We start from the raw sequence: 24369 nt of genomic DNA on the forward strand, positions 1-24369 counted from the left end.
GATGTGATTCCCAAAAGTTTCAGCAAGGAAAAAAGAATCAGTGAGAAGGGTCGGATGTGCCATCAGCAACGGGATAAAGGTAGCCATGTATAGCCGGCCCGGTGGGCTGGCCAGTAGGTGAACCGCCTTCGGGCTCTACGCTGATACCGAAGGTGGCTTCCTTCAGTAGTTCAGGATCGTAGTCACGAAGGGCTGCACGCTCCAGCTCAAAGTTGTCGTTAAGTACGCCCAGGGAGCGCGGATTCGGCCCAAGCGAATCGGCCTTTATCCACATCTGGTAGGATTTTCCCTGCATGGGTTTGGCCGTTACCGGACGAATCTGCATTTGACGGTTGTTGAGGTCTACCGAGAGCATGAAGGCCGGCTGCTGGTCATTCTGTTGGAACACGGCCACAAACGACTGCGGGCCCTGCTCTGGCGCAGGTTGGAATACGAGAACCGCAACCAGCACCATGGCAGCGGCTGACGCCAGGGCTGTACTCCACTGCCAACGCCGGAGGCGCTTGTGCAGGGAAATCACGTTGGATTTATCGAGGCTGTCAGTATCGACACCTGCCCGGCGCGTCTCGAGGGCATCGATATCTTGTTCAATCCGCTGATACAGCTCGGGGTCTGGCGTGACCGGCGTTACTTCATCAGCCAGTGCAGACAAACGCTGCTCCCAGGCAGAGATCATCTCGTCGAGATCCGGTTCGCTTTGCCGACGCACGGCCACAGCGGCCCGCTCCCGGGCATCCAGTGTGCCCAGGACGAACTCTGCTGCCAGCATGTCCAGATCGTCGTGGTCGGTCATGGTGTGAGACACCCTTTCAGTTGTTTCAGCGCCCGGTGTAGCCAGGTTTTGACAGTATTCACCGGTTGATCGAAATGCGTGGCCAGGTCTGCTCTGGACCAGCCGTTAAGATAGGCCAACCGCACCATGTCGCGGCGATCTTTTTCCAGCTCCTCCAGGCATAGGTTCAGTCGGTTCACGGTCTGCTGGCTTTCCACTTGTGATTGGGCATTGGGTTCTTTGCTGGCAAGCTGCTCCAGCTCATCTTCCGGTGCCTTGCGACTTGCCGGCTGCTTTCGCAGCTCGTCGATAGCACCGTTGCGGGCAATGGTGACCATCCAGGTAATCGCAGAGGCCTTGGACGCGTCGAACTGATCCGCTTTTCGCCAGATCTTGATATACGTATCGTGCACGACTTCCTCGGCCCAGCCCCGGTTATTCAAGATACGGGTGATGGTGCCAAGAAGTTTCGGCGCCGTTGCTTCATACAGTGTTGCAAACGCTGCGCGGTCTTTTGCGGCAACGCCCTTAAGAAGCTGGCTGAGTTGATCGGGGGACACTGACATGGATGGCGACTCCGCGCCTGATGGGGCGCGGCCAGTGGTGGATGAACTGAACGGTTCAGACATGCAGGAGTCGCCAACGGGTGTGTGAAAAGTTGCCTCGTGATACGCAGATTGCCGTGTTCGGGTTTATTTCGTCAAGCAAGTTTGTGTGTGAGCCCTTCACCAACGGTAGCGGACGCTGGCAACCACGCTGCGGGCTTCGCCGTAGTAGCACCAGTAATCACAGCTTGCGACGTATTCCCGGTCCGCAACATTGGTGACGTTCACCTGTGCCTGCCAGTTGCGGGTTACATCGTATTGGGCCATCAGGTCCAGAACCGTGTAAGAGGGAACATCGGTCGTGCCGTCGCGAGTAGAGCCCACATAGCGTGCGCCGCCGCCGATTTTCAGGCCTGGCACGTGGTCGACGAAACTGTAATCCAGCCAGGCTGACGCCATATGTCTAGGGATAAGCGGGGCTGCGCGTTCGCTGTTGTCGGTCTCGGTTTCCTTGATCGTGGCATCGCTGTACGTGTACGCGGCGGTCAGTTCCAGTTGGTCGGTCAGGTAGCTGACACTCTCCAGTTCAAAGCCAGCCGTGGTGCGCTCCCGGTCCTGGATCTGGAAACCGCTTTGGCTGGTGCCGAGGGAATTCTCTTCTTCGATCCGGTAAATCGCCGCTGTTACGTAGCCATCCAGATCGTCCGGAGCGATTTTGACGCCGGCCTCCAATTGCTTGCCTTTCCTTGGTTCGTAAAGGTCGCCAGTGCCATCAGTACCTGAAATAGGCTGAAATGATTCGGTGTAGGACACGTAGGGCGAGAATCCGTTGTCCGCCAGATACATCACACCACCGGAGAGGGAGAATTCATCAGCATCGGCTTCCTGGCGTGTGCCGGCCGTACGATTAACGCTGTCGACTTCGGCCTGGTCAAAGCGACCACCGGCCAGGAACACCCAGCGATCATCCAGGCGCAGTTGATGTTGCAGGTAGTAGCCTGTCTGCTGCTTGTTGATGTCCTGTACGATCAGATCTGTGGCAGTGATTGGCGTGAAGTTGCCGTACTGCGGGTCGAACAGGTCGATAGGACCGCCAAACGGAGTAGATCCTCCAGCGCCGTTCTGTTTGCCCTTGTTTTCAAGATCCTGATAGTCCACCCCGAACAGCAACGTGTGTTCGGTGCGGTCGGTAAACCACTTGCCCACCAGGCGATTGTCGATTGTCCAGCTGTTGATCTCGCCGTCCCGGTAGACCAGATAGCGCTGACCTTCCCGCGGACCTGTCTGGAAGAAGATAAAGCTGCTGCGTAACAGCAGGTCTACCTGGCTGTAGCGGAAGTCCTGCTCGAAGGTCCAGGTGTCGTTTAGGCGATGACTCAGTGAATAGCCGATGGCTGACTGGGTGCGTTCGTTGGTGTCGTAGCCTGGCTCGCTGTAGTTGGTGGACGGGTCCACTTTGCCAAAAGGCGTGTCGTCTATGGTGCCAAATGGCAGCTTGAACGGATTGGTCGGAATGGCGTCGTCCTTCTGGATACTTGCCAATAAGGTGAGCTCGGTGCTGTCAGACATCTCCCAGGTCAGGCTTGGGGCCAGGTAATAGCGCTCGTTCTCGGTGAAATCCAGATCGCCTTCGTTATAGCGGTACAAGCCAACCAGACGGTAGCTGAGATCGTTTCGATCGCCGACGGGTCCGGACGTATCGACCCCAAGCTGGCGATGCTCATCGGTTCCTGCCTGCAGATTGATCTGGCCCTGAACAGTATCGGTAGGTCGCTTGCTGATTGCATTGATGACACCACCCGGAGGCGCTTCGCCGTACAGAATGGACGCAGGGCCTTTGAGCAGTTCTATGCGCTCCAGGCCAAAGGGCTCTGGCAGCCATTGATAGAACCCCTCGCGATAGATTCGCAGGCCGTCCTGATAAGTCGACTGGTCGAAACCACGTATCTTCAACCAGTCGGTATCGTTGTCTTCACCATACTGTCCCGAGAGCACCCCGGCACGGTAGCGGAAGGTTTCATCAAGCGCCTGCACGTTGCGCTCTTCCAGTTCCTCCTGCTCCACCACCGAGCCGGGCCGGGGGGTTTCCATCAACGGGGCTTCCACTTTCAAAGCGGTTGCGGACACAACCAGCTCCCCCAGACTCGTTGGTTCGCTGGCATCGTCCTGCGCAGCCGCGATAGCTGGAACACAGATTGCAGAGCAGGTTGCCAAAAGGGTTAGTGTGCGCCTGATCGCCAGCGTGAGCTGGTGCGGGGTGGGAGACTGGGCCATCGAAAACCTCCGGAAAACGCTGGGAGAGAAATGAACGGATGTTCATGTTGGATGGCGGCAATCATATCAGCCGCATTAAATAATGCAAATCAATCTCATTATGATTAATAATTTCGGATGGCATTCTCACTCGTAGGTCTGTGTTCGGTGGCATGTCGTGACGAGCTGAGGAAAGCACTTTTTGAGTAGCAAATTCGGAGTTTTGCAAATAGAGTTAAGGTCTTATCAGTCTTTTCGATACAGACTTCCAGGAGTATGCCCGTGTCTGAGTCAGAACAGTTTGCCAGTGATAATTACAGTGGCATTTGCCCGCAAGCCTGGTCCGCAATGGCCGAGGCGAATGGTACTGACGAGCCGGCGTATGGGGAAGACCGCTGGACACAACGAGCCGCCGATGGGCTTCGGGGCCTATTCGATACCGACTGCGATGTCTTTTTTGTGTTCAACGGCACTGCCGCAAACTCACTGGCACTGGCATCCATGGGGCAGTCATTCCACAGTGTGATCTGCCACGAACTGGCGCACATCGAGACCGACGAGTGTGGCGGGCCGGAGTACGCTTCCAACGGTGCAAAACTGCTTTTGGGGCAGGGGCCGAACGGCAAGCTGACGCCAGAGAGTATTGAGCACCTGGTTACCAAGCGCACGGATATCCACTACCCCAAACCCAAGGCCCTGAGCCTGACCCAGGCAACTGAGGTGGGTACTGTCTATTCTCCAGACGAGCTACGCGCGATCCGGCAAACGGCTGATCGTTTCAACTTGAATATCCATATGGACGGAGCTCGTTTCGCCAATGCCGTAGCGGCGCTGGATGTGCACCCTTCCGAGATTACCTGGAAAGCTGGCGTGGACGTACTGTGTTTCTCGGGCACCAAGAACGGCCTGGCTCTGGGGGAGGCCGTTGTGTTCTTCAATCGTGCGTTGGCAGAGGACTTCGAATGGCGCTGCAAGCAGGCGGGGCAATTGGCGTCAAAGATGCGCTACATTTCCGCGCCCTGGTGCGGGCTGCTTGAAGGTAATGTATGGCTGGAGAATGCCCGGCACGCGAATGCCTGCGCAGAGCGACTGGCGAAGGGCCTGGAAGGCTTGCCGGGTATCGGGCTCCGTTACCCCAGGCAAGTGAACGGCGTATTTGTAGAAATGCCTGACCCGGTGCAGGCGGCGCTGCGCGACAAAGGGTGGAAGTTCTACAATTTCATCGGCGGAAGTGCCCGTTTGATGTGCTCCTGGTCGACCACCCCGGAGCAGGTTGATCGCTTTCTGGCGGACTTGCGGGCGCTGGTGTCCTGATTTTGGTGTCGGGCCTCTCGCCAGCGTCGTCGCTTCATGATATATCAGCACCCTGTTTGTCCCACTTTAAATTCCGGAATCCGTAGCAATGCCAAAAGCAGGTGAAATCAAAAAGAATTCGGCGATCGAGTACGAAGGTGGTGTCTACTTCGTAAAAGATATTGAGCGTTCTGTCCCGCAGGGGCGTGCCGGTGGCAGCCTGTATCGCATGCGCCTTTACGACGTTGTAACCGGCTACAAGATCGACCAGACCTTCAAGGACTCCGATATGCTGAACCTGGCGGATCTGGTCCGTCGGCCAGCAACGTTCTCCTATTCGGATGGCGAGGAGTACGTCTTCATGGATAGCGAGGACTATACGCAGTACAGCCTGAATGGCGAGGCCATTGCCGATGAACTGCTGTTCATCAACGAAGAGACTCAGGGCTTGATGGTGGTTCTGGTGAGCGATGCGCCAGTGGCGCTGGATTTGCCCCCTACGGTGGACCTGCTGATCGAAGAAACCGACCCGTCGGTAAAGGGTGGCTCGGCCACTGCCCGCACCAAGCCGGCCAGGCTCACCACCGGCCTGGTGGTGCAGGTGCCCGAGCATATTTCCACGGGCGACCGCATTAAGGTCAATGTCGATGAGCGGCGGTTTCTGGGGCGGGTTTAATCCTCGGCTTACCCGATAGCGGGGCTTTCGGTGCCGTTGTGGCTCATAGCCCCGCGTCTTTCACATTCTCCATGACCACAAACGTGCTGGTCTGCAACACATGGGGCAGCGCCGATATCTGCTCCCCCAGCACTTGCCGGTATTCTGCCATGTTCCGCGTGCGTACTTTCAGCAGGTAGTCGAAGTTGCCGGCAATCATGTGGCATTGCTCTACCGCTGAAATCTGCTTCACCGAATGGTTAAAGGCCGCAAGGGCATTACTGCTGGTGTCGTTCAGGGTGACCTGGGCAAAGGCAATATGACTCTGTCCGAGTTTGGTCTGATTGATCAGGGCTGTGTAACCCGTGATATAGCCCTGTTCTTCGAGGCGCCTCATACGGACCTGGCAGGGGGTTTTTGACAAACCAACACGTGACGCCAGTTCGGTGACGGTCACCCGTGCGTGTTTTTGCAGTTCGCGGATGATGGAGTGATCGATCCTGTCCAATTCGACCATAACTTATTTCTCGATATGGATATACGGCTATACAAAGCCAAGAATATAATCAAATTGCCTGCATTTTAAAACTTTATGGGCAAAGAGTCTTTCGTGAGTTGTCTATACTGGGGATGTTCCGTCATACATGCCCCAGTTGATATCCCCGGAGATCTCCGATGACCCATTCCGATTCCCCTCAAAAGCAAACCCTCCTGGAACAGCTCTCCGAGGCGTTGGAGGGTGAGGACTACGACCCGGACGATTCCGGCCATCTGCGTGACGTTGTGGCGACGATGCTGGAGGAGTCCCAGTCCTGGGACGACGCGTTGCACCGCCGTTTGACCGAGGTGTTGGGTAAAGCGGAAGGAAAGCGTTGGGCGGGGATGTTCAGCGGCGGGTTCCCTTCGAGTTACCGATCGAGATTCTCCGTCGCGGAGGCCGCTGGCGATATCCAGCAAATCCAGTCCATTGCCCTCAGTTCTGATGTGCCCATGAGGTTCTACACATCATCGGAGCAGGGAGAGCAGGAACTGAACTTCAAGCTCTACAGTCAGGGCAAGCCGGTGATTCTGTCAGATGTGATTCCGATCCTTGAGAATCTTGGCATGCGAGTGTTGGGGGAGCACCCGTATCGTATTCGGCGGCGTGACGGCGAGCAGTTCGGTGTCAGTGATTTTACCGTGGAATGTCATTCCCGCTGCCGTGGCGCAGATGTCGAAGCGGCCAAACCGCGACTTCAGGAAGGGTTCCGGGAAATCTGGAATGGTTTCGCTGAAAACGACGACTTCAACCAGTTGATGATGGCGGCGGGTCTGAATTGGCGTGAAGTCAGCCTGCTGCGAGCCTACTCCCGCTACATCAAGCAGTTGCGCTTCGGATTTAGCCAGCCCTTTATTGCCGACACCCTGGCCCGGCACCTGGATATCACGGCGTTGCTGGTCGCCCTCTTCAGCGCTCGTTTCGATCCTGTTTTGGGCAATCGGGAAACAGAATCCGAGCACATCGAGAACCGGATTCTTGGGGCTCTCGAAGCCGTAACTAGCCTTGACGACGACCGTATCCTCCGGCGGTTTTATGTACTGATCAAGGCCACCCTCAGAACCAACTATTTCCAACGCCAGGACACCGGCGAGTTCAAAGGCTATATCTCGCTTAAACTCGATCCTTCCAGCATCCCGGATATTCCCAAGCCATGCCCGCGTTTCGAGGTATTCGTGTGTTCCCCTCGGGTGGAAGGGGTTCACCTCAGGGGAGGCGCCGTGGCCCGTGGTGGTTTGCGCTGGTCCGACCGTAGCGAAGACTACCGCACAGAGATACTCGGGCTGGTGAAGGCCCAGCAGGTCAAGAATTCGGTCATCGTACCCGTGGGTGCCAAAGGGGGCTTTGTCGTCAAGCAGCCTCCGGAAGGCGGCTCACGCGAGGCGCTGAAAGAAGAGGGTATTGCCTGCTACCAGACATTCATCCGCGGTCTGCTGGACCTGACCGACAACCTGAATGAAGGCAGCGTAGTGCCACCGGTTGACGTGGTCCGTCACGACGCCGATGACACCTACCTGGTGGTGGCCGCCGACAAAGGCACGGCGACCTTCTCTGACATTGCGAACCGGCTTTCCGGGGAATACGGCTTCTGGCTTGGTGACGCTTTTGCCTCCGGCGGCAGTGAGGGGTACGACCATAAGAAAATGGGTATTACCGCGAAGGGCGCCTGGGAGTCGGTCAAACGTCATTTCCTTGAGAAAGGCATCGACACCCAGGCCGACGAATTCACCGTTGTGGGTATTGGCGACATGGGCGGGGACGTGTTTGGCAACGGTATGCTGCTGTCGGATCGCATTCGCCTTGTGGCAGCCTTCAATCACCTGCACATTTTTGTGGATCCGGAGCCGGATGCAGCGGCGTCGTTCGCCGAACGCAAGCGCCTGTTTGAAACACCGGGATCGAGTTGGGAGGACTACAGTGCAGAACTGATCAGCGAGGGTGGTGGTGTGTTCTCGCGGGCTGCCAAATGGATTCCCGTGTCGCCGCAGATGCAGGCACGCCTCGGCATCCGTGAAACCCGCCTGCCGCCCAATGAGTTGATCAGTGTGCTGTTGCAGGCCCCGGTGGACATGCTCTGGAATGGTGGTATCGGCACCTACGTGAAAGCGGCTGGCGAGACCCATGACGACGTCGGCGACAAGTCCAACGATGCCGTAAGGATAGACAGCCACCAGCTACAATGCGGGGTCCTTGGTGAGGGCGGAAACCTCGGTTTCACCCAGCTTGCTCGCATCGGTTTTGCCAGAACCGGTGGTGCCGCCAATACCGACTTTATTGATAATGCCGGTGGGGTGGACTGTTCGGACCATGAAGTAAACATCAAGATTCTGCTCAACGAGCGGGTGCGAAGCGGGAAGATGACGCTGAGGCAGCGTAACCAGATGCTCCGGGCAATGACTCCGGAAGTGTCGGAGCTGGTGCTGCGGAACAATTTCCGTCAGGCCATGGCTCTGAGCCTGGCCGCCACGGGGGCGGTTGCCACTACGGACGAGTACGAACGCCTGATGCGGCGGTTGGAGGCAGAGGGGAAACTTGATCGGTCCCTCGAATTTCTGCCCGACGACGAGGAACTCCGCTCGCGGCGAGAGCGTGCTTCGGGGCTGACTCGCCCTGAGCTTTCGGTGTTGATTTCCTACGCCAAGATTGAACTGAAGCAGGCGTTGCAGGCTGCTCCTATTGTTCACGACGATCGTTTCGCCAAGGCCCTGTATTCCGCTTTTCCCGGCTCGTTGCTCAAACGTTTTCCAGACGCGATCGATGCCCATCCCCTGCGCGGGGAAATCGCAGCAACGCAGATTGCCAACGATATGGTGAATCGCATGGGCATCAGTTGGGCGGACAAGCTGCGTAATGCCACCGGTGCCGACTGTGGCCGGATTGCCGCCGGCTACCTGATCTCCCTCCAGATCCATGACGTAGAGACCCAGTGGAAAGCGATTGAAGCGCTTGACGGGAAAATCAGTGCCGGCGTACAGGCGGAGTTGTTCAGCGATGTGATTCGACTGGTTACCCGCAGTACCAGCTGGTTGCTGCACAATCGCCGGGCTGACCTGGACCCGAAAGCCTGCATTGCCCACTATCAGCAGCCACTGGCGGAAGTGCTGGCATCGACAGAGAGTCTGAAGGCGGTAATTCCTGCAAGTCGGTGGCAGGAACGCTATGATAAATACTGTGAACACCGTGTTCCGGAGAAACTGGCAGCCTATGCTGCCTCTGCAGAAAGCCGCTATTGGCTGATGGATATCATCGAAATCGGCCGTCAGTTGGATCGGGATCTCGAGTCGGTGGCCTGGGTGTACTTCAGCTTGGGTGAAGGTCTCAAACTGACCTGGCTGGACCGTCAGATGCGTGCCTTCAAGGCCCGAGGGCACTGGCAGGTACTGGCGACGCTTCATTACAGGGACGAACTGGACCACCAGTTGCGGAATCTGACCGCGAGTGTACTGTCCTTCGCGTCCGAAGGGGGCGGATCGATGTCTCCTGAGCAGTCGCTTGAACGTTGGCGTGAAGACAAGCAGGCTCTGTTGAGCCGTTGGCAAAAGATGCTGGCTGATATGCAGGCCGCGAGTGACGTGGATTGTGCCGTGTTCTCGGTGGCCCACGGCGTGCTTCGGGAGCTGGCTGCAAAGGCAGCTTAGTCATCTGTCAGGGTGTTTTCGTCTGAAAATTAATCATTTCACAGGAAAAATGTAAATTTTAATTAACCAAAAAAGCCTGAACGTCGCGCTTGTATGGTTTTTACAGTCAAATAGTCTTTGTCGTTCCCGGTAGAATGCGGGAAAGATAAACAACTGAGAGGGTTCAACCATGAGACCGCAGCAATCAGAGACTCCCACACTGGTCGATAGCCGGCAGGCCATCCGCAATTATTACCTCGCGGACGAACACAAGGTGATTAGTGAGATGATTGCTGGCGCCCAGTTGACCCGGGCAGAGCGCGATGGAATATCGGAGCGCGCCGCCGATCTGGTACGCAGCGTCCGCAAGAATGCCAAGTCCACCATTATGGAAAAATTCCTGGCGGAGTACGGCCTCACGACCAAGGAAGGCGTTGCACTGATGTGTCTGGCTGAGGCGTTGCTGCGTGTGCCGGACAATATGACCATTCACGAGCTGATCGAAGACAAGGTCACTTCTGGCGCCTGGGGTACTCACGTAGGCAAGGCGTCCTCAGCACTGATCAACACGGCGACCGTGGCGCTGTTGATGACCAGCAATCTATTGAAAGACTCTGAGCGACACAGCGTGGGTGACACGTTGCGTAAGCTGCTGAAGCGTTTCGGCGAGCCGGTCATTCGCACGGTTGCCGGTCAGGCCATGAAGGAAATGGGCCGTCAGTTCGTGTTGGGCCGTGATATCGACGAAGCCCAGGACGAAGCCAAAGAATACATGGAAAAGGGGTATACCTATTCCTATGACATGCTGGGTGAGGCTGCCCGCACCGATGAGGACGCCAAGCGCTATTTCGACTCCTACTCCAATGCCATTGATAGTATTGCCAAGGCCTGCAAAGGCGATGTGCGCAAGAATCCGGGTATCTCCGTCAAACTGTCCGCACTACTGGCCCGATACGAATATGGCAATAAAGAGCGGGTGATGAGCGAACTGCTACCCCGCGCCAAAGAGCTGGTAAAGAAGGCCGCAGCGGCCAATATGGGGTTCAATATTGATGCCGAGGAACAGGATCGGCTTGATCTGTCCCTTGACGTCATTGAAGCCCTGGTCGCGGACCCGGAACTGGCCGGTTGGGACGGTTTTGGTGTTGTGGTTCAGGCTTACGGCAAGCGTTCAGCCTTCGCGCTGGACTGGCTGTACGGGCTGGCTGAGAAGTACGACCGTCGCTTTATGGTGCGCCTGGTAAAAGGCGCGTACTGGGACGCCGAGATCAAACGCGCCCAGGTAATGGGCCTGAGCGGTTTCCCGGTATTCACCCGCAAGGCCTGCAGTGACGTTTCGTTCCTCTCCTGCGCAACCAAGCTGCTGAACATGACCGACCGGATCTATCCGCAGTTCGCCACCCACAATGCCCACTCGGTATCGGCGGTGCTCGAGTTGGCCAAATCCAAAGGCGTGGATAACTATGAGTTTCAGCGCCTGCACGGTATGGGTGAATCACTCCACAACGAAGTGTTGAAAACCAGTGGTGTGCCTTGCCGGATTTATGCCCCGGTTGGCCCCCATAAAGACCTGTTGGCGTATCTGGTACGTCGCCTGCTGGAAAATGGCGCCAACAGTTCCTTCGTGAACCAGATCGTGGACAAGAGCATTACGCCGGAAGAAATCGCCAAAGACCCGATAGACTCCGTTAAAGAGATGGGCAGTAATATCTCAAGCAAGGCGATCGTCCACCCCTTCAAGCTCTTCGGCGAACAGCGCAGAAACTCCAAGGGTTGGGACATCACCGATCCGGTGACGGTTGCGGAAATCAACGAAGGCCGGGACGCCTATCGTGACCATCGCTGGAAAGGCGGTCCGATCATCGCTGGCGAAGTATCCGGTGCGGAAGTGCAAATGGTCCGTAACCCCGCCGACGCGGAAGACACGGTTGGCCATGTGACGCAGGCGTCCGAGGAGGACGTGAACACAGCAATCACCGCAGCTCAGGAAGGCTTCAAGGCCTGGTCGGCCCGGTCCGCCGAAGAGCGGGCCGAGTGTCTTCGCAAGGTCGCTGACCTGTATGAGGAAAATGCCTACGAGCTGTTTGCGCTGGCCACCCGCGAAGCCGGTAAGTCGCTGCTGGATGGCGTCGCTGAGATTCGGGAGGCGGTGGACTTCGCCCAGTTCTATGCCAACGAAGGTATTCGCTACAAGGACAGCGGTGAGTCGCGCGGAGTCGTGGTGTGTATTTCGCCCTGGAACTTCCCGCTGGCGATCTTTACCGGCCAGATTCTTGCCAACCTGGTAGCAGGCAATGCTGTGTTGGCCAAGCCGGCCGAGCAGACCTCGCTATTGGCGGTAAGGGCCGTGGAGCTGATGCACCAGGCCGGTATTCCGGAAGATGTGATCCAGTTGCTGCCGGGCACCGGTGCGACGGTTGGCGGGGCGTTGACATCCGATTCGCGGGTCGCCGGCGTTTGCTTCACCGGCTCGACTGCGACGGCCCAGCGCATCGACAAGAAGATGAGCGAGAACATGGCCCCCGATGCCACCCTGGTGGCGGAAACCGGTGGTCTGAACGCCATGATCGTGGACTCCACGGCGCTGCCGGAACAGGTGGTGCGGGATGTTCTGGCGTCATCTTTCCAGAGCGCGGGCCAGCGCTGTTCTGCACTGCGCATGCTGTATGTGCAAAAAGACATTGCCGACCACCTGCTGGAAATGCTGTATGGCGCGATGGATGAATTGGGCATTGGTGATCCCTGGTTACTGTCCACCGATGTTGGCCCGGTCATCGATGAGACGGCCAGAAAAAAGATTGTCGACCACTGTGACAAATATGAAGCCAAGGGCCGGCTGATGAAGAAAATGACGGTGCCGGAGAAAGGCAACTTCGTGTCACCTGCGGTGATCAGTGTCAGCGGCATTGAAGAGCTGGAAGAGGAAATCTTCGGCCCGGTGCTGCATGTGGCCACATTCGCGGCCAAGGACCTGGACAAAGTCGTCGATAGCGTTAACGCCAAGGGCTATGGACTGACCTTCGGTGTTCACAGCCGGGTTGACCGCCGCGTCGAACGCATCGCCAGCCGTATCAAGGTGGGCAACACCTATGTTAACCGCAATCAGATCGGTGCCATTGTCGGCTCTCAGCCGTTCGGTGGTGAAGGTCTTTCCGGTACCGGCCCCAAGGCCGGCGGCCCGCAGTACGTGCGTCGTTTCCTGAAAGGCGAAACGGTTGAACGCCCGGCGGATGTCAGTGCCAAAGCGGTGGATATCAAGAAGCTTGAAGGGCTGATTGGCAAGGTAGTGGATGTGAAAGCGCCTGCGCCGGAGCCCAGAATTGAAGCCATGAAGCCTGTTTTCGGTGATGTGCCAGCACCGCTGGACGCCCATGCCGAGGAATTGCCGGGGCCAACGGGTGAGCTGAACCGCCTGAGCAATCATGCCCGGGGTGTGGTGCTCTGTCTTGGTCCGGACAAGGAAACCGCGTTGGAGCAGGCTGCAATGGCTCTGTCCCAGGGCAACAAGGTGGTTGTGGTTGCGCCGGGCACCCAGGATACGGTTGACCGTGCTGCCAAGGCCGGTTTGCCGATCGTGGGTATTGAGGGCCTGTTGGAGCCAGAGGCATTGTCCCAGGCGCGTGGTTTCCAGGCAGCCGTAAGCTGCGCTGAGCCGTCCTTGCTGAAGGAGTACCGTCAGGCCCTGGCGAAGCGGGAAGGTGCGCTGCTACCGCTGATCACCGAACACAGGCTAGACCAGAGGTTTGTGATTGAGCGCCACCTGTGTGTGGACACCACGGCGGCGGGTGGCAACGCCAGCCTGATTGCAGCATCCGAGTAACGACCTGTCACCTTGCAACGCCCAGGGAAGGGCGTTGCAAGGGTTTTGGTCAGGCAGAATCAGCGATCTCCCGGAATGCGTTGATCAGGGTGTCTGGCTCCTGCGCACCGGATATCAGGTACTTCTGGTTAATGATGTAAGCAGGAACTGCCGACACACCTGCCTGCTGATACTGTGCCTCTTCCTCCCGAACAGCCTCTGCATACTGGTCAGACGCCAGTACCTCGCGCGCTTGCGAGCCGTCCAGGCCAATCGTTTCCACACAGTGGATCAGCGTATCCGGATTGGAGATATTCTCGGCGCGTCCGAAATAGGCCTCGAAAAACGCCATTTTCATATCGGTCTGCCTGCCCTGCTCACCGGCCCACTTCACCAGCCTGTGGGCGTCAAAGGTGTTGCGAGTGTGACGTTCCTGTAGCTTCTCGAAGTTCAGTCCCAGCCCCTTGGCAATATCCATCATCTGCGCCTGATTGGCTCTCATCTCGTCCTCGCTACGGCCGTATTTGCGGCTCAGGGCGGGCAGGATGGGTTCGCCGTCACCGGATGGGTCCGGGTTCAGCTCAAAGGCATGCCATGCAACAGTGAAGTCCATGTCGTCTTTCAGGGCGTCCATCGCCTTTTCCAGGCGGGCATAACCAATGGCGCACCAGGGGCACGCAATATCGGAAACAATGTCGATGGCTATTGGGGTCATGGTGGCTCCTGTGTGTAAGGGCGAATAAGGGCAGGGTACCTGAAAGTTAAGCGGATGACTGCCCGTGCAGGCTCTTGGCCGTCCGGGCGCTCGGACACCTCTGTCCGGCGTTCCGGGCATATCGTTATTCGGAACAATCCCTGGGATGAGGGAAATCAGCAACCTGCAATCCTGGCACGTATCTTTCAGTTGCAACACTGCCGAACAATAAATCCAATAAAAGGAGCTCAAGATGTTCCAACTCATCGCACGTCAGGTGCGCGGTGGCACGCTATCGGCATTGCTGGCCTCCGCCGCCCTGATGATTCCTGCTCTTCCCGCGGTCGCGGGCCAGACAGATTCCTATACCCTGCCACAACAATCCTACAATCAGTCCAGGGCCCGTAACTACAAGGTGTACGTGCCCTCGAACGTGCAATCGCCTGCACCCATGGTGATGGCATTGCATGGTTGCAAACAGACCAACAACGACGTGCTCAATGACTGGGGGCTGAAAGCCGCAGCCGATGAGTACGGATTCATTCTGGTTGCCCCCTTCATTACCAGCTACGACGGGCTGCGTAATGAAAACTGTTGGGGCTTCTGGTTTGATCACCATCGCCATGAAGGCGCTGGCGAAGTGGAGGACCTGCACCAGATTGCACAGGCTGTTGAATCCAATTACACCATTGACGCCAATCGCCGTTATATCACCGGCCTGTCTTCCGGCGGTGCCATGGCAACCGTAGCCTCGGTGGCCCATAACGAATACTGGGCGGCGGCCGCGCCTGCCTCGGGCCTGCCGTACGGTGAGGATTCTGCGTCTGTCTCGTTGTCCGGACAGTGCCCCGGTAGTGCGACGTTTCACAGCGTATCGCGGGTATCCTCCGACATGCAGTCGGAGGTGGACGACCAGTATCCGATCCCGCTTATGGTGTTGCAGAACGAGAACGACTGTACCGTGCTGAAAGAGGCGGCTGATAACACCCGGGATGCGCACCTGCAGGTGTTTGGCGAGTCCGGGTTCCAGACCACGGGCCAGGCCTACGCCTCGTCAGTCGCCTGTTCACCCTATTATCAGAACAACCACAGCTGCGAGCACATCCGTTATACCCAGGATGGCACCAACGGAGCGCGTTCGGTGGTTGAAACCGTCTACCTGGACGGCCCCCTGTCGACCCCCAATACCCAGGATACCAATCATGGTCACTACTGGGTTGGCGGAGAGCATGGTAATAATGGCAAATGGTCCGTGAGGGTGGGGCCCAGCTATCCGGATATCATCTGGGATTTCTTTAACCGCCACAGCCGCGATGGAACCGAGCCCGAGGGTTTTCCGGTCATCACACTAATCGGCGATAACCCGATGACCGTGGCGATCAACACCACGTTTACCGATCCGGGTGCCACCGGGCAGGATGCCGAGGACGGTTCACTGACGGTAACGGCTGACTGCAGTGCGGTGGATACGTCAACGGTCGGAACCTACACCTGCGACTACAGTGCGACTGACAGCGACAGCAATACCACGACGAAAAGCCGTCAGGTCGAGGTGTATGACCCCAACGCACCTACCGAGACCTGCGAGCAGGCGACAGCGTCGCCCAATGCCCACATCTCGGCAAACCGGGCCTACGCTGGAGGTAACTCCAACCTGAGGGCCTATGCCAGTGGCGACGACATCGACATCGGGGGCTCCTTCGACACCTGGAGCAATGTCACCCTCTATGAGGGCGATCCGGGGCTCTGGTATACGTCCGAACCCAGCGCTTGCAGCGGAACCGGCGGAGGCGGTGATGGTGGTGGCTCCGGCGGCGATGTCACCTGCCAGGACTGGAACGATACCCATCTCAACCATGATACCGCTGGCCGGGCGTACTATTCAGGGGGGTACTACACCACCGGTGGTAACGATTACCTGGGCGCGGTATCCGGCACCTACAGCTGGGTGAAGGAGACCGACAGCGGCGTCTTCGAAGCCGGCCAATGTAACTGATCGCCATCGAAGACAGGCGATCACAGGGGGCGGGAAACCGCCCCCTGTTTCGTTGTTATTCCAGAATAATTTCGCGGGTGGTGAGTGGTCGGAATTCCCCGGGCTTCAGCGTTGGGTCCAGTGTTATCGCGCCCATTTGTTCCCGGTGCAGGCTACTCACACGGTTGCCCGTTGCGTGGAACATACGCTTGATCTGATGATAGCGGCCTTCGTAGATCGTTACCCTGGATTCGTTGGCAGACAGTGGTTCCAGGCGCGCAGGAGAGGTGGTCAGTTGTTCGTATTCGAACCAGATTCCTTGTGCGAAGCGCTCTATGGCATCGGTTGAAACCGGTTCGACCGTGGTGACCCGATAGACTTTGGGGAGCTTTACCCTGGGCTCCGTAACCCTTCGTGACCAGGTTCCGTCATTGGTCAGTATCAACAAACCGGTGCTGGCGCGGTCAAGCCTGCCGGCAATGTGAAGGTCTTTTCGCAGTTCCGGGTCGATCAGCTCCATTACGGTTTTGTGAATCTTGTCCGCCGTGGCACTGAGGTATCCGGCCGGTTTGTTCAGCATCAGGTAGTGGGCCCGGTCCCCGTGCTGGATAACCCTGCCGTTGCAGGCTACAGTGCTGAAACGGTCGACTTCCCGGGCTGTCTCCCTGCAGATACAACCGTCCACTGTAACCGTTCCGGCCGCGACCAGGGCGTTGGCCTGCTTGCGGCTGACACCGTTTTGATTACTGAGAATTCGGGAAAGCTTCATAGTGGCAATGTTATAGTCTTTCCGACTTTCTCCGTGATTCCCAAACCTGGGTGATGATAACACCGTGGCTCAACGATCCGTGATCCAAAAATCCCTGCGCGCGCTTGCCTGGTTACTGGTGGGCTTTTTGCTGCTGATAATCGCATTGATTGTCCTGCTACGGTTCGTGAATCCGCCGACGTCCACCTTCATGCTGGGGCATCTGTTTTCCGGTTCCAGCCACGAGCTCAGACAGGAGTGGGTTAGCCTGGACGAGATATCACCCTGGGTACCGTTGGCAGTGGTGGCCAGTGAGGATCAACGCTTTCCGTACCATCAGGGGGTGGATTTCAGCGCCATTCGCAAGGCACTTGCGGAATACCGTGCGGGCCAGGGTTTGCGGGGCGCCAGCACCATCACCCAGCAGACGGCAAAAAACCTGTTCCTGTGGAACGGACGCAGTTTCGTGCGCAAGTCGTTGGAGGCCGGACTGGCGCTCGGTATCGACGCTATCTGGCCGAAGCGTCGGATCATGGAGGTGTACCTGAATATCGCCGAATTCGGCCATGGGATCTACGGTGTTGAGGCTGCCAGTTGGGCCTTTTTCGGCATCCCCGCCAGCCGGCTGTCGCAAACCCAGGCAGCACGGCTTGCTGCGGTTCTTCCCAATCCGAAAGTGCTCAGTGCCGCCAGCCCCTCCTCCTATGTATGGGAGAGGGTGGCCTGGATTCGTGGGCAGATGGCTCAGCTGTCCGGGTTGCATTATCTGCGTGGTCTGTATAATTAAGAGTTCGGTTTCTCTCAACGTAAGAGTCTGTCTGTGATGTCACTGAACCTGGCCCTGCTGTCCGCGTTTATCCCGACGTTTTTTGTGGTGTCCATTACGCCGGGCATGTGTATGACCCTGGCGCTGTCCCTTGGTATTACCATTGGCGTGAAGCGGGCGTTGTGGATGATGGCCGGAGAATTGGTTGGTGTGGCCGTAGTGGCGACTGCAGCGGCGGTGGGTGTGGCAACCTTCATGTTGAAGTACCCGACGGCCTTCGACGTATTCAAGGTTGTAGGCGGCGCCTACCTTGCCTGGCTGGGCATCCAGATGTGGCAGTCCCGGGGCAAAATGGCCATGCCGGAGGAGGATTCGCAACCGGTGGAGAGTTCAAGGGTGCAATTGGCGCTCCAGGGGTTTGTGACCGCTATTGCCAACCCGAAGGGCTGGGCGTTTTTCATTGCGCTATTGCCGCCGTTTATCGACAGTAAACTGCCAATGGCGCCACAACTCACGGTTCTCATCCTGATCATACTGGCCCTGGAGTTCCTCTGCCTACAGCTCTACGCCCACGGTGGAAAGACTCTGCGCAAGGCTCTAAAGCAAGGCGGTGGTGTTCGCACGGTTAACCGTGTGGCGGGCAGTCTGATGATGCTGGTGGGCGCCTGGCTGGCGTTCGGTTAGGCCGGTCAGTTACTGGCGTAGCGCTGATGAAGGATTCCAACCCGCTCCACATAGGCGCGGGTTTCCGCGTAGGGTGGTATGCCGCCATGGCGCCCGACGGCCCCCGGGCCGGCATTGTAGGCGGCCGTTGCCAGCTTGATGTCACCGTCGAAGCGCTTGAGCATACGGGCCAGGTAATTGACTCCACCGCGAATATTCTCCGGGGCCACCATGGCATTGCGAACACCCAGCTCCTCTGCGGTGGCAGGCATTAACTGCATCAGCCCCTGGGCTCCCTTGGGCGACAGGGCTTTGTCATTAAACGCCGATTCCGCATGGATGACAGCCCGAACCAGAGCGGGGTCAACGTTGAACTCCCTGGCGGCCGTCTTGATTTCATCCCGGTAGGGCGACAGGAACAGCGGTGTGGTGCGCCAATTCACGTTGGAATCCGGATCGCAGGCGTAGCAGTGGAACCGGATGACACTGAAATTCGAGCTGGCGGGCTGGATACCACTGTAGGCAACCACGCCATTGTCGTCAGTGTAGCGGTAAACCACCTCATCCTTTGTTGACGCACGCTTGTCGCCACTGCCCTTGACGTTGGTGTACTCCACGGTACCGTCGGGGTGCACAATACGCTTGATACTGTCCGCCGATACGGGCGCAACGAAAGCCAGTAGCAGAAATGCCAGCGAGGAAGTGAGAAGGGTTTTGCCGCTTATCATCGTTGACTCTTGGAGTGCATGATCAAGAACGCCGCCTGCATTCGTAAATAACAACCGTAAGGCGGATTATACGGCGTTAATTGCCTGAAGAAACCGCAATGTTTGTCGGAAAAGTGTTACTTTTCTCAATATAGCCGGTCAATTCTCATTGTTGGCGACATCCTGGAGATTCTGTGCCTTTGAATACGTCCCGCAGCAACCTTGTACTCATCGGAATGCCCGGCAGCGGCAAAAGTACGGTTGGGGTGCTGTTGGCAAAACAGCTTGGCCTGGGGTTTATCGATACGGACCTGCTGATTCAGGAGGAAGCAGGTCGCACCTTGCAGGACATTGTCGACGGGGATGGCTATCAGGCACTAAGGCGAATTGAGGAGCAGGTATTGCTGAGGCTGGATGTGCGGCGTCAGGTGATATCCACGGGCGGCAGCGCCGTCTACAGCGAACCTGCGATGAGCCACCTGAAAGCTGATGGTCTCGTGGTGTTTCTTGATATTCCGCTGGAGGTGGTCATTGCGAGGATAGGGGATTACAGCGCCCGTGGCATCTCCCGACGACCGGATCAGTCGCTGGAACAGCTGTTTTGGGAACGTTTTGAGCTTTACTCGCGGGCTGCGGACGTGGCAGTCAATTGTGTTGGTAAGAGTCAGGAAGACGTTTGCGACGACATATCGGCGGTGATGTTGCAGATGCCGGCGACACGTTAAAAACATGCCGCCGGAAGCGAAGACTTCTAGGGCTTCGGTCCTTTGCCCCGAAGCGCGTTGGCCACCAGTGAAATAACCAGCAGAACCAGAAAGATAAAGAACAGAATTTTCGCAAACCCTGCGGCTGTCCCCGCGATACCACCAAAACCAAGTACGCCGGCGATTACCGCGACGATCAGGCATACAATAGCCCAATAGAGCATAGTATTTCTCCTGTTGTGTAACGTCACCTTCAAAGTGGCACATGGGCCTGAAAGCCACAAATAGTGGAAGTCCGAAAACGCTTCGCAAGAGAATGATTTGTGCTGCAAACGATTGTTTTGTGGGTCTAATTACCTTTATTGTCGGTTGATTAAGCTTTGCTAAGGTGCGGTTTTACGCCAAAAGTTGTTACTGTCTACCAAATAATATCGGGAGAATTTCAATGCTCTTCAAACAACTCGGTTATTCTCTGGCTTTCGTTCTTGCACTTGGCATGTCCGGTTCCCTGCAGGCGGAATCGTCCGGGGATTCCTCGGTTGAGTCGCTGAAAAAAGAAACCCGCGAGCTTGGCCAGGCGTTGCAGGAGTTCGGTGCGGACCAGAAAGCAGAGGCGGAAACAGCCATTGAAAATACGCTCTCAGCTCTCGATAAGCGCATAGACACGCTACAGCAGGAACTGGATCAGAATTGGGACGACATGAGTGACACGGCCCGGGAACGGTCAAGGAAAAGCCTTGAGTCACTGCAGGAGCAGCGGCAACGCGTCCAGCAATGGTATGACGAGCTGCAGGCCAGTTCATCCTCCGCCTGGGAACGTGCCAAGCAGGGCTTCTCCAACGCCTACGACGCTTTGTCAGAACAGTGGAATGAAACCGAGCGCAAACTGATGGACGACTCGGACAAGAAGAACGACAGCATTTAGACGGCGTTTCGGAATTGCACCGGCCATACAGACCCGCCCTGAACATCTGTACTGGTTGTTAATTCCGTTTACTGTATCTGTTTTGTTTGTCAGTCACAGGTTACAGTGGGCAGACTCACATTCGTCTGCCTCTCGGTTAACCGTATGCCCCCGATTTTCTATTCGTTTTTTGTGCCGGCGCTCTTTGTTTGGCTGTGGAGCACGGGCTTCATTGGCGCCAAGTATGGTTTACCCTTCGCTGAGCCGTTTACGCTCCTGCTGATACGCATGCTGTTTACGCTGGTACTGCTCAGCGTACTCGCCTGGATAATGAAAACCCGCTGGCCTGGTTGGCGTGGTGCCGGTCATCTGGCGGTTACCGGCCTGCTGGTGCATGGCTGTTATCTGGGCGGGGTTTACTACGCGATTCAGGGGGGCATGCCGTCGGGAATCGTGTCGCTTATTGTCGGCCTGCAGCCGCTGGTAACGTCGGCCGTGGCCATTCTGGTGCTGAAGGAAAGTGTCTCGAGCCGGCAATGGCTGGGCCTGGCACTGGGCCTGGTCGGTGTAACACTGGTGTTGCTGGAAAAGTTCGGCGGTGGTGCTTCCGCCTCCGATTTCCCGCTTTGGACTCTGCTTTGGGCTGCGCTGTCCCTGGGCGGAATATCCTTGGGCACGGTGTACCAGAAACGTAACGGCACCCAGTCGGATCTCGTCGCGGGTACGTTCATTCAGTACAGTGCTGCGGCAACGTTTTTCGCCGTTGGTGCCTTTGCGTTTGAAGCCCGTGAGGTGGTGTGGGCTCAGCCGTTGATCTGGTCGATGGTCTGGCTGGTGTTCGGTGTTTCCATCGGGGCGATTCTGCTGTTGATGTGGCTTATCAGGCGCGGTGCTGCCTCACAGGTGGCCAGTCTTTTCTATCTGGTGCCACCTGTCACTGCGCTGGAAGCATACTGGCTGTTTGATGAAAGGTTGGGCGTGCTTGCGATGATTGGGGGTGTTATCTCCATCACCGGGGTCGCCCTGGTGGTAACGCAGCAGCGAAAACAGGCGGCCTAGTTCCAGGGGTCTACCCGGAACAGGGTACCCAGGCCGGATTGCGGGGTCAGTTTGCCGCACAGCCTCAGCCCCTCCCAGAAGCTGACCTGATTAGCGGTCAGTACCGGCTTGCCCGCCGCTGCCTCCAGGTCTTCCAGCCAGGCGGCGGAATGCAATGCGGTATCGGGAATCAATACTGCATCTGCGTCCGGGTGGTCATTGTCCGTCACGAACCTCAATACGGCCTCTTTCTCCAGCGTGCCCACCTCCGCTGCGGTAATAATGCCGCGGCAGTTTATGTGCACCACTTCGATATCAAAGTGCTCCAGAAACGTTTTGAACAGCAGGGCTATGTCCCGCGGGTAGGTAGCCGCGATGGCGACCCGCCTGGCGTTGATGGCGGTAACCGCCCTGGCGAATGCCATGGCCGTGGTAGAGGCCGGGATATGAAGCAGTTTTTCGAGCGTCTCGATCTGTTCCCCTATACCGTCGATGCCACGAACGAAACTGGCACTGGTGGAGGTCCATAAAACGGCTTCCATATCCGCATTTTCAAGGTGTCCGGCTCCTTCCGTAAGGCGCGCCGGGCTTCCCATTTCGGTGAGTGCGTCAACGGTATGTGCATCTTCATCGAACGCCGTATGTACGACTCTCACCTCAGCCGGTGGTGAGATCATTCCGGCCAGACGTGGGTAGTCATCCTCGGCAGCGTGTCCAGGATAAAGAAAGGCGAGGCGGGGAACCGGTGTGTTCTTGTCCATGCCTGAACAGTATTAGAGTTCAGGCAGTGTTGGCAACAGGATTGCGGGATGTCAGAAGGTGGTGTCCAGTACGGTGCCCATTTTTTTCTGACCCAGTGCATTGTCGAACGACGTTCCGTGCCAGGCTGGATGGCCTGCAATCATGACCAGGGACACCACACCATCGGTGCGGTTAACGAGTTGCTCGTGCTGAAATGCCTCCCGGTACTGACGTTGCACCGTATTGTTGTGGTCCATGCGGCGCAGGGCTGACGGGTCTACCAGGATAAGGTCGGCCTGATCGCCCACTTCGATGCCGCCCCCTTTGACGCCAAACACACGAGCGGGGTCTCGGGTGAGACGGCGTACCATATACGCTACATCTATATCGCCGCCGTCAGAGGCCAGTTTCAGGGCTCTGAGGTTGCCGTCGTAAAAGGCCATGTTGGTGAGATGGGCACCACTGTCATTGAAGCCCGGCAGCAGTTGCCGATCCATCAGCAGGTTGCGGACAACGCGTTCGTTCCGATTCGCGGACACGGTATACCAGCTCAGATCACGGTCGAACGCCCGCAGCATCGCCAGCACGAAATCGCCTTCGTCCTTCACCCCAGAGAAGTGGTCTTTCAGCAGGGCCCGTTCCGCATCGCTGCCTTCGAGTGGTTTTCCTGCGTTGGCGGCATTCACCCGAGCGAAGACATCGGCAAAGGTATGGCCTTGCCATTCTCTCAGGGGGCATACGTCGATGGTCATGTCCGCCAGGGTACGGTTGAAGGCGTAGTCCTCCAGGCGTACCAGCCGTTTGAGGCGCTTGAGGCCAAAACCGGTTTTGCCGCTCATCCACATGGCTTTGAACGACGCGATGTAGGCTGGATCGTTGAGGATTTTCAGCCGGCCTTCACGGTCCTCCAGTTCGGTCTCATTGAGAATACGCAGTTCCTCAATCTCCTCGGAGAGCGGCGTTACGGCGCCGTCGGACCATACCTTGAAGGGGGCGGCCAGGGCCTGCAGGTGGAAGTCACCCCGCAAAAGTCGGGAATTGAGAACCCGGGCCAGCAATCTCGCCAGCCGCACGATCTTGCGGTTGCTTTGCACATCCAGGGCAGCCACCACCGTTGTTCTGAGTGGTTTGCCGTGGAGTAGGCCACAACTGAGCAGAAAAGTCTTGATGGTGCCCATGGTGCTGTCTTTCGGTGGCGTGGCCTGCCAGACACCGCCCTTGCGCCGTACCACGTCCGTCAGCCGTTTGATTTCCGGGTATTTGGCGAACTGCGTGGGTATGGTCTTGCGGGTATTGGGCTGGTTGGCCAGGTAATGGAACGGCAGGGCATCGGTGGAGAATCCGGCATAGCCGTCATCCATGGCCTGCTCCAACAATGCCTCCATGGCCTTGAGTTCGTCTTCCGTGGGGTCGCGGGAAATGCTGGCGTCAAACCCCATGACCTCAATCCGCAACATTGAGTGCGGCACCATGGTGACCAGATTCGGGCCCAGGCTAAGTCTGTTCAGATGCTGGATGTATTCCTTCGGGTTCTTCCAGTCCACTCGATCGGCGGTCGCCCGCAGGACGTCCTTGGGAATGTTCTCCACTCGGGCGTAACAGTCCACAATCGGGTCTGCACCGTCCTTGCGCTGTGCGCCAAACGCCAGCCCCAGGCTACAGTTGGCAATGACAACCGTGGTGGTGCCATGGCGCACGGATTCGGGCAGGCCAGGGGCAACCTCCAGCTCCAGGTCGTAGTGGGTATGAATGTCAAACAACCCTGGCATGGCCCAGCGTTCAGTGGCATCGATGACCTTGTGCGCTTTTTGCGGATCAAGGTCCGGCCCTCGTGCTGCGACCCTGCCATCTGCGATGGCGATGTCTTCGCGGACCGGTAATTCGCCAATACCGTCGAAGACCTTGGCACCCTGGATCAGATAGTCCCAGACTGTATCGGGTGTGGTATCGCTCATGC

20 protein-coding genes are annotated in these 24369 nt (G+C 57.3%); 10 read left to right on the forward strand and 10 right to left on the reverse strand.

Features of this window, described 5'->3' with window-relative positions; translation table 11 throughout:
- Positions 1-37 precede the first annotated feature (37 nt).
- From SIC19_RS15105 to SIC19_RS15115, 3 genes are all read right to left on the reverse strand, one after another.
- On the reverse strand, positions 38-793 hold the full coding sequence (locus SIC19_RS15105; protein WP_127401756.1) for an anti-sigma factor domain-containing protein: 756 nt from the start codon (positions 791-793) through the stop codon (positions 38-40).
- The gene (locus SIC19_RS15110; protein ID WP_228712250.1) at positions 790-1338 is read right to left on the reverse strand and encodes a sigma-70 family RNA polymerase sigma factor; all 549 of its coding nucleotides are present in this window, start codon (positions 1336-1338) and stop codon (positions 790-792) included. The genes SIC19_RS15105 and SIC19_RS15110 overlap by 4 nt, the downstream gene beginning before the upstream one ends.
- 159 nt (positions 1339-1497) lie before the next feature.
- Positions 1498-3591: a TonB-dependent siderophore receptor gene (locus SIC19_RS15115; protein ID WP_169052529.1), complete on the reverse strand. Its 2094-nt coding sequence runs from the start codon at positions 3589-3591 to the stop codon at positions 1498-1500.
- Positions 3592-3846: 255 nt separating this feature from the next.
- Between SIC19_RS15115 and SIC19_RS15120 the strand changes: the two genes are divergently transcribed.
- A complete protein-coding gene (locus tag SIC19_RS15120) occupies positions 3847-4884 on the forward strand; it encodes a threonine aldolase family protein (protein ID WP_127401754.1) in 1038 nt (345 codons plus the stop codon).
- Positions 4885-4972: 88 nt separating this feature from the next.
- Complete coding sequence (gene yeiP, locus SIC19_RS15125; RefSeq protein WP_036209377.1) at positions 4973-5539, forward strand: elongation factor P-like protein YeiP; 567 nt, start codon at positions 4973-4975, stop codon at positions 5537-5539.
- A 43-nt stretch (positions 5540-5582) separates the two neighbouring features.
- On the opposite strand, the gene SIC19_RS15130 is transcribed toward yeiP, so the two are convergent.
- Positions 5583-6035: an Lrp/AsnC ligand binding domain-containing protein gene (locus tag SIC19_RS15130; protein WP_007152658.1), complete on the reverse strand. Its 453-nt coding sequence runs from the start codon at positions 6033-6035 to the stop codon at positions 5583-5585.
- A 158-nt stretch (positions 6036-6193) separates the two neighbouring features.
- Between SIC19_RS15130 and SIC19_RS15135 the strand changes: the two genes are divergently transcribed.
- Positions 6194-9694: an NAD-glutamate dehydrogenase gene (locus SIC19_RS15135; RefSeq protein WP_127401753.1), complete on the forward strand. Its 3501-nt coding sequence runs from the start codon at positions 6194-6196 to the stop codon at positions 9692-9694.
- A 169-nt stretch (positions 9695-9863) separates the two neighbouring features.
- The gene (gene putA, locus SIC19_RS15140) at positions 9864-13493 is read left to right on the forward strand and encodes a bifunctional proline dehydrogenase/L-glutamate gamma-semialdehyde dehydrogenase PutA (RefSeq protein ID WP_085679600.1); all 3630 of its coding nucleotides are present in this window, start codon (positions 9864-9866) and stop codon (positions 13491-13493) included.
- A 49-nt stretch (positions 13494-13542) separates the two neighbouring features.
- On the opposite strand, the gene SIC19_RS15145 is transcribed toward putA, so the two are convergent.
- Complete coding sequence (locus tag SIC19_RS15145; RefSeq protein WP_085679603.1) at positions 13543-14187, reverse strand: DsbA family oxidoreductase; 645 nt, start codon at positions 14185-14187, stop codon at positions 13543-13545.
- Between the two features lie 232 nt (positions 14188-14419).
- Here SIC19_RS15145 and SIC19_RS15150 point away from each other — a divergent pair, with 232 nt between their 5' ends.
- Positions 14420-16162, forward strand: coding sequence for a PHB depolymerase family esterase (locus tag SIC19_RS15150; protein WP_081899301.1), 1743 nt, complete (start codon positions 14420-14422; stop codon positions 16160-16162).
- 55 nt (positions 16163-16217) lie between these two features.
- Here the strand turns inward: SIC19_RS15150 and SIC19_RS15155 are convergent, their stop codons facing one another.
- Complete coding sequence (locus tag SIC19_RS15155; RefSeq protein WP_036209383.1) at positions 16218-16910, reverse strand: pseudouridine synthase; 693 nt, start codon at positions 16908-16910, stop codon at positions 16218-16220.
- A gap of 64 nt (positions 16911-16974) precedes the next feature.
- Here SIC19_RS15155 and mtgA point away from each other — a divergent pair, with 64 nt between their 5' ends.
- On the forward strand, positions 16975-17676 hold the full coding sequence (mtgA, locus tag SIC19_RS15160; RefSeq protein ID WP_036209384.1) for a monofunctional biosynthetic peptidoglycan transglycosylase: 702 nt from the start codon (positions 16975-16977) through the stop codon (positions 17674-17676).
- Between the two features lie 36 nt (positions 17677-17712).
- Positions 17713-18339 (forward strand): LysE family translocator, encoded by a 627-nt coding sequence (locus SIC19_RS15165; RefSeq protein ID WP_036209386.1) that lies wholly within the window; start codon positions 17713-17715, stop codon positions 18337-18339.
- A gap of 5 nt (positions 18340-18344) precedes the next feature.
- Here the strand turns inward: SIC19_RS15165 and SIC19_RS15170 are convergent, their stop codons facing one another.
- Positions 18345-19046: a lytic transglycosylase domain-containing protein gene (locus SIC19_RS15170; RefSeq protein ID WP_075197010.1), complete on the reverse strand. Its 702-nt coding sequence runs from the start codon at positions 19044-19046 to the stop codon at positions 18345-18347.
- 179 nt (positions 19047-19225) lie between these two features.
- Here SIC19_RS15170 and SIC19_RS15175 point away from each other — a divergent pair, with 179 nt between their 5' ends.
- Positions 19226-19750, forward strand: coding sequence for a shikimate kinase (locus SIC19_RS15175; protein ID WP_036210277.1), 525 nt, complete (start codon positions 19226-19228; stop codon positions 19748-19750).
- Between the two features lie 26 nt (positions 19751-19776).
- Here SIC19_RS15175 and SIC19_RS15180 read toward each other — a convergent pair whose 3' ends face one another.
- Positions 19777-19953, reverse strand: a complete 177-nt coding sequence (locus SIC19_RS15180; protein WP_007152648.1) for a DUF1328 domain-containing protein — start codon at positions 19951-19953, stop codon at positions 19777-19779.
- A 221-nt stretch (positions 19954-20174) separates the two neighbouring features.
- Here SIC19_RS15180 and SIC19_RS15185 point away from each other — a divergent pair, with 221 nt between their 5' ends.
- Positions 20175-20654 carry a hypothetical protein gene (locus SIC19_RS15185; RefSeq protein WP_051947025.1) on the forward strand — a complete coding sequence of 160 codons (480 nt, stop codon included), beginning with the start codon at positions 20175-20177 and terminating at the stop codon, positions 20652-20654.
- 144 nt (positions 20655-20798) lie between these two features.
- The gene (locus SIC19_RS15190) at positions 20799-21692 is read left to right on the forward strand and encodes a DMT family transporter (protein ID WP_127401751.1); all 894 of its coding nucleotides are present in this window, start codon (positions 20799-20801) and stop codon (positions 21690-21692) included.
- On the opposite strand, the gene SIC19_RS15195 is transcribed toward SIC19_RS15190, so the two are convergent.
- The gene (locus tag SIC19_RS15195) at positions 21689-22432 is read right to left on the reverse strand and encodes a maleate cis-trans isomerase (RefSeq protein WP_127401750.1); all 744 of its coding nucleotides are present in this window, start codon (positions 22430-22432) and stop codon (positions 21689-21691) included. The genes SIC19_RS15190 and SIC19_RS15195 overlap by 4 nt on opposite strands.
- 51 nt (positions 22433-22483) lie before the next feature.
- Positions 22484-24367: an N-acyl-D-amino-acid deacylase family protein gene (locus SIC19_RS15200; RefSeq protein WP_127401749.1), complete on the reverse strand. Its 1884-nt coding sequence runs from the start codon at positions 24365-24367 to the stop codon at positions 22484-22486.
- Positions 24368-24369 lie beyond the last annotated feature (2 nt).

This window comes from Marinobacter sp. MIT930201, assembly GCF_047122665.1.
Classification (GTDB): domain Bacteria; phylum Pseudomonadota; class Gammaproteobacteria; order Pseudomonadales; family Oleiphilaceae; genus Marinobacter; species Marinobacter salarius.

Excerpts from the sequence above, each read along its gene's own strand:
- SIC19_RS15105 (WP_127401756.1), bottom strand. The coding sequence starts at position 793 with ATGACCGACCACGACGATCTGGACATGCTGGCAGCAGAGTTCGTCCTG.
- SIC19_RS15110 (WP_228712250.1), bottom strand. The coding sequence starts at position 1,338 with ATGTCAGTGTCCCCCGATCAACTCAGCCAGCTTCTTAAGGGCGTTGCC.
- SIC19_RS15115 (WP_169052529.1), bottom strand. The coding sequence starts at position 3,591 with ATGGCCCAGTCTCCCACCCCGCACCAGCTCACGCTGGCGATCAGGCGC.
- SIC19_RS15120 (WP_127401754.1), top strand. The coding sequence starts at position 3,847 with ATGCCCGTGTCTGAGTCAGAACAGTTTGCCAGTGATAATTACAGTGGC.
- yeiP (WP_036209377.1), top strand. The coding sequence starts at position 4,973 with ATGCCAAAAGCAGGTGAAATCAAAAAGAATTCGGCGATCGAGTACGAA.
- SIC19_RS15130 (WP_007152658.1), bottom strand. The coding sequence starts at position 6,035 with ATGGTCGAATTGGACAGGATCGATCACTCCATCATCCGCGAACTGCAA.
- SIC19_RS15135 (WP_127401753.1), top strand. The coding sequence starts at position 6,194 with ATGACCCATTCCGATTCCCCTCAAAAGCAAACCCTCCTGGAACAGCTC.
- putA (WP_085679600.1), top strand. The coding sequence starts at position 9,864 with ATGAGACCGCAGCAATCAGAGACTCCCACACTGGTCGATAGCCGGCAG.
- SIC19_RS15145 (WP_085679603.1), bottom strand. The coding sequence starts at position 14,187 with ATGACCCCAATAGCCATCGACATTGTTTCCGATATTGCGTGCCCCTGG.
- SIC19_RS15150 (WP_081899301.1), top strand. The coding sequence starts at position 14,420 with ATGTTCCAACTCATCGCACGTCAGGTGCGCGGTGGCACGCTATCGGCA.
- SIC19_RS15155 (WP_036209383.1), bottom strand. The coding sequence starts at position 16,910 with ATGAAGCTTTCCCGAATTCTCAGTAATCAAAACGGTGTCAGCCGCAAG.
- SIC19_RS15165 (WP_036209386.1), top strand. The coding sequence starts at position 17,713 with ATGTCACTGAACCTGGCCCTGCTGTCCGCGTTTATCCCGACGTTTTTT.
- SIC19_RS15170 (WP_075197010.1), bottom strand. The coding sequence starts at position 19,046 with ATGATAAGCGGCAAAACCCTTCTCACTTCCTCGCTGGCATTTCTGCTA.
- SIC19_RS15180 (WP_007152648.1), bottom strand. The coding sequence starts at position 19,953 with ATGCTCTATTGGGCTATTGTATGCCTGATCGTCGCGGTAATCGCCGGC.
- SIC19_RS15185 (WP_051947025.1), top strand. The coding sequence starts at position 20,175 with ATGCTCTTCAAACAACTCGGTTATTCTCTGGCTTTCGTTCTTGCACTT.
- SIC19_RS15190 (WP_127401751.1), top strand. The coding sequence starts at position 20,799 with ATGCCCCCGATTTTCTATTCGTTTTTTGTGCCGGCGCTCTTTGTTTGG.
- SIC19_RS15195 (WP_127401750.1), bottom strand. The coding sequence starts at position 22,432 with ATGGACAAGAACACACCGGTTCCCCGCCTCGCCTTTCTTTATCCTGGA.
- SIC19_RS15200 (WP_127401749.1), bottom strand. The coding sequence starts at position 24,367 with ATGAGCGATACCACACCCGATACAGTCTGGGACTATCTGATCCAGGGT.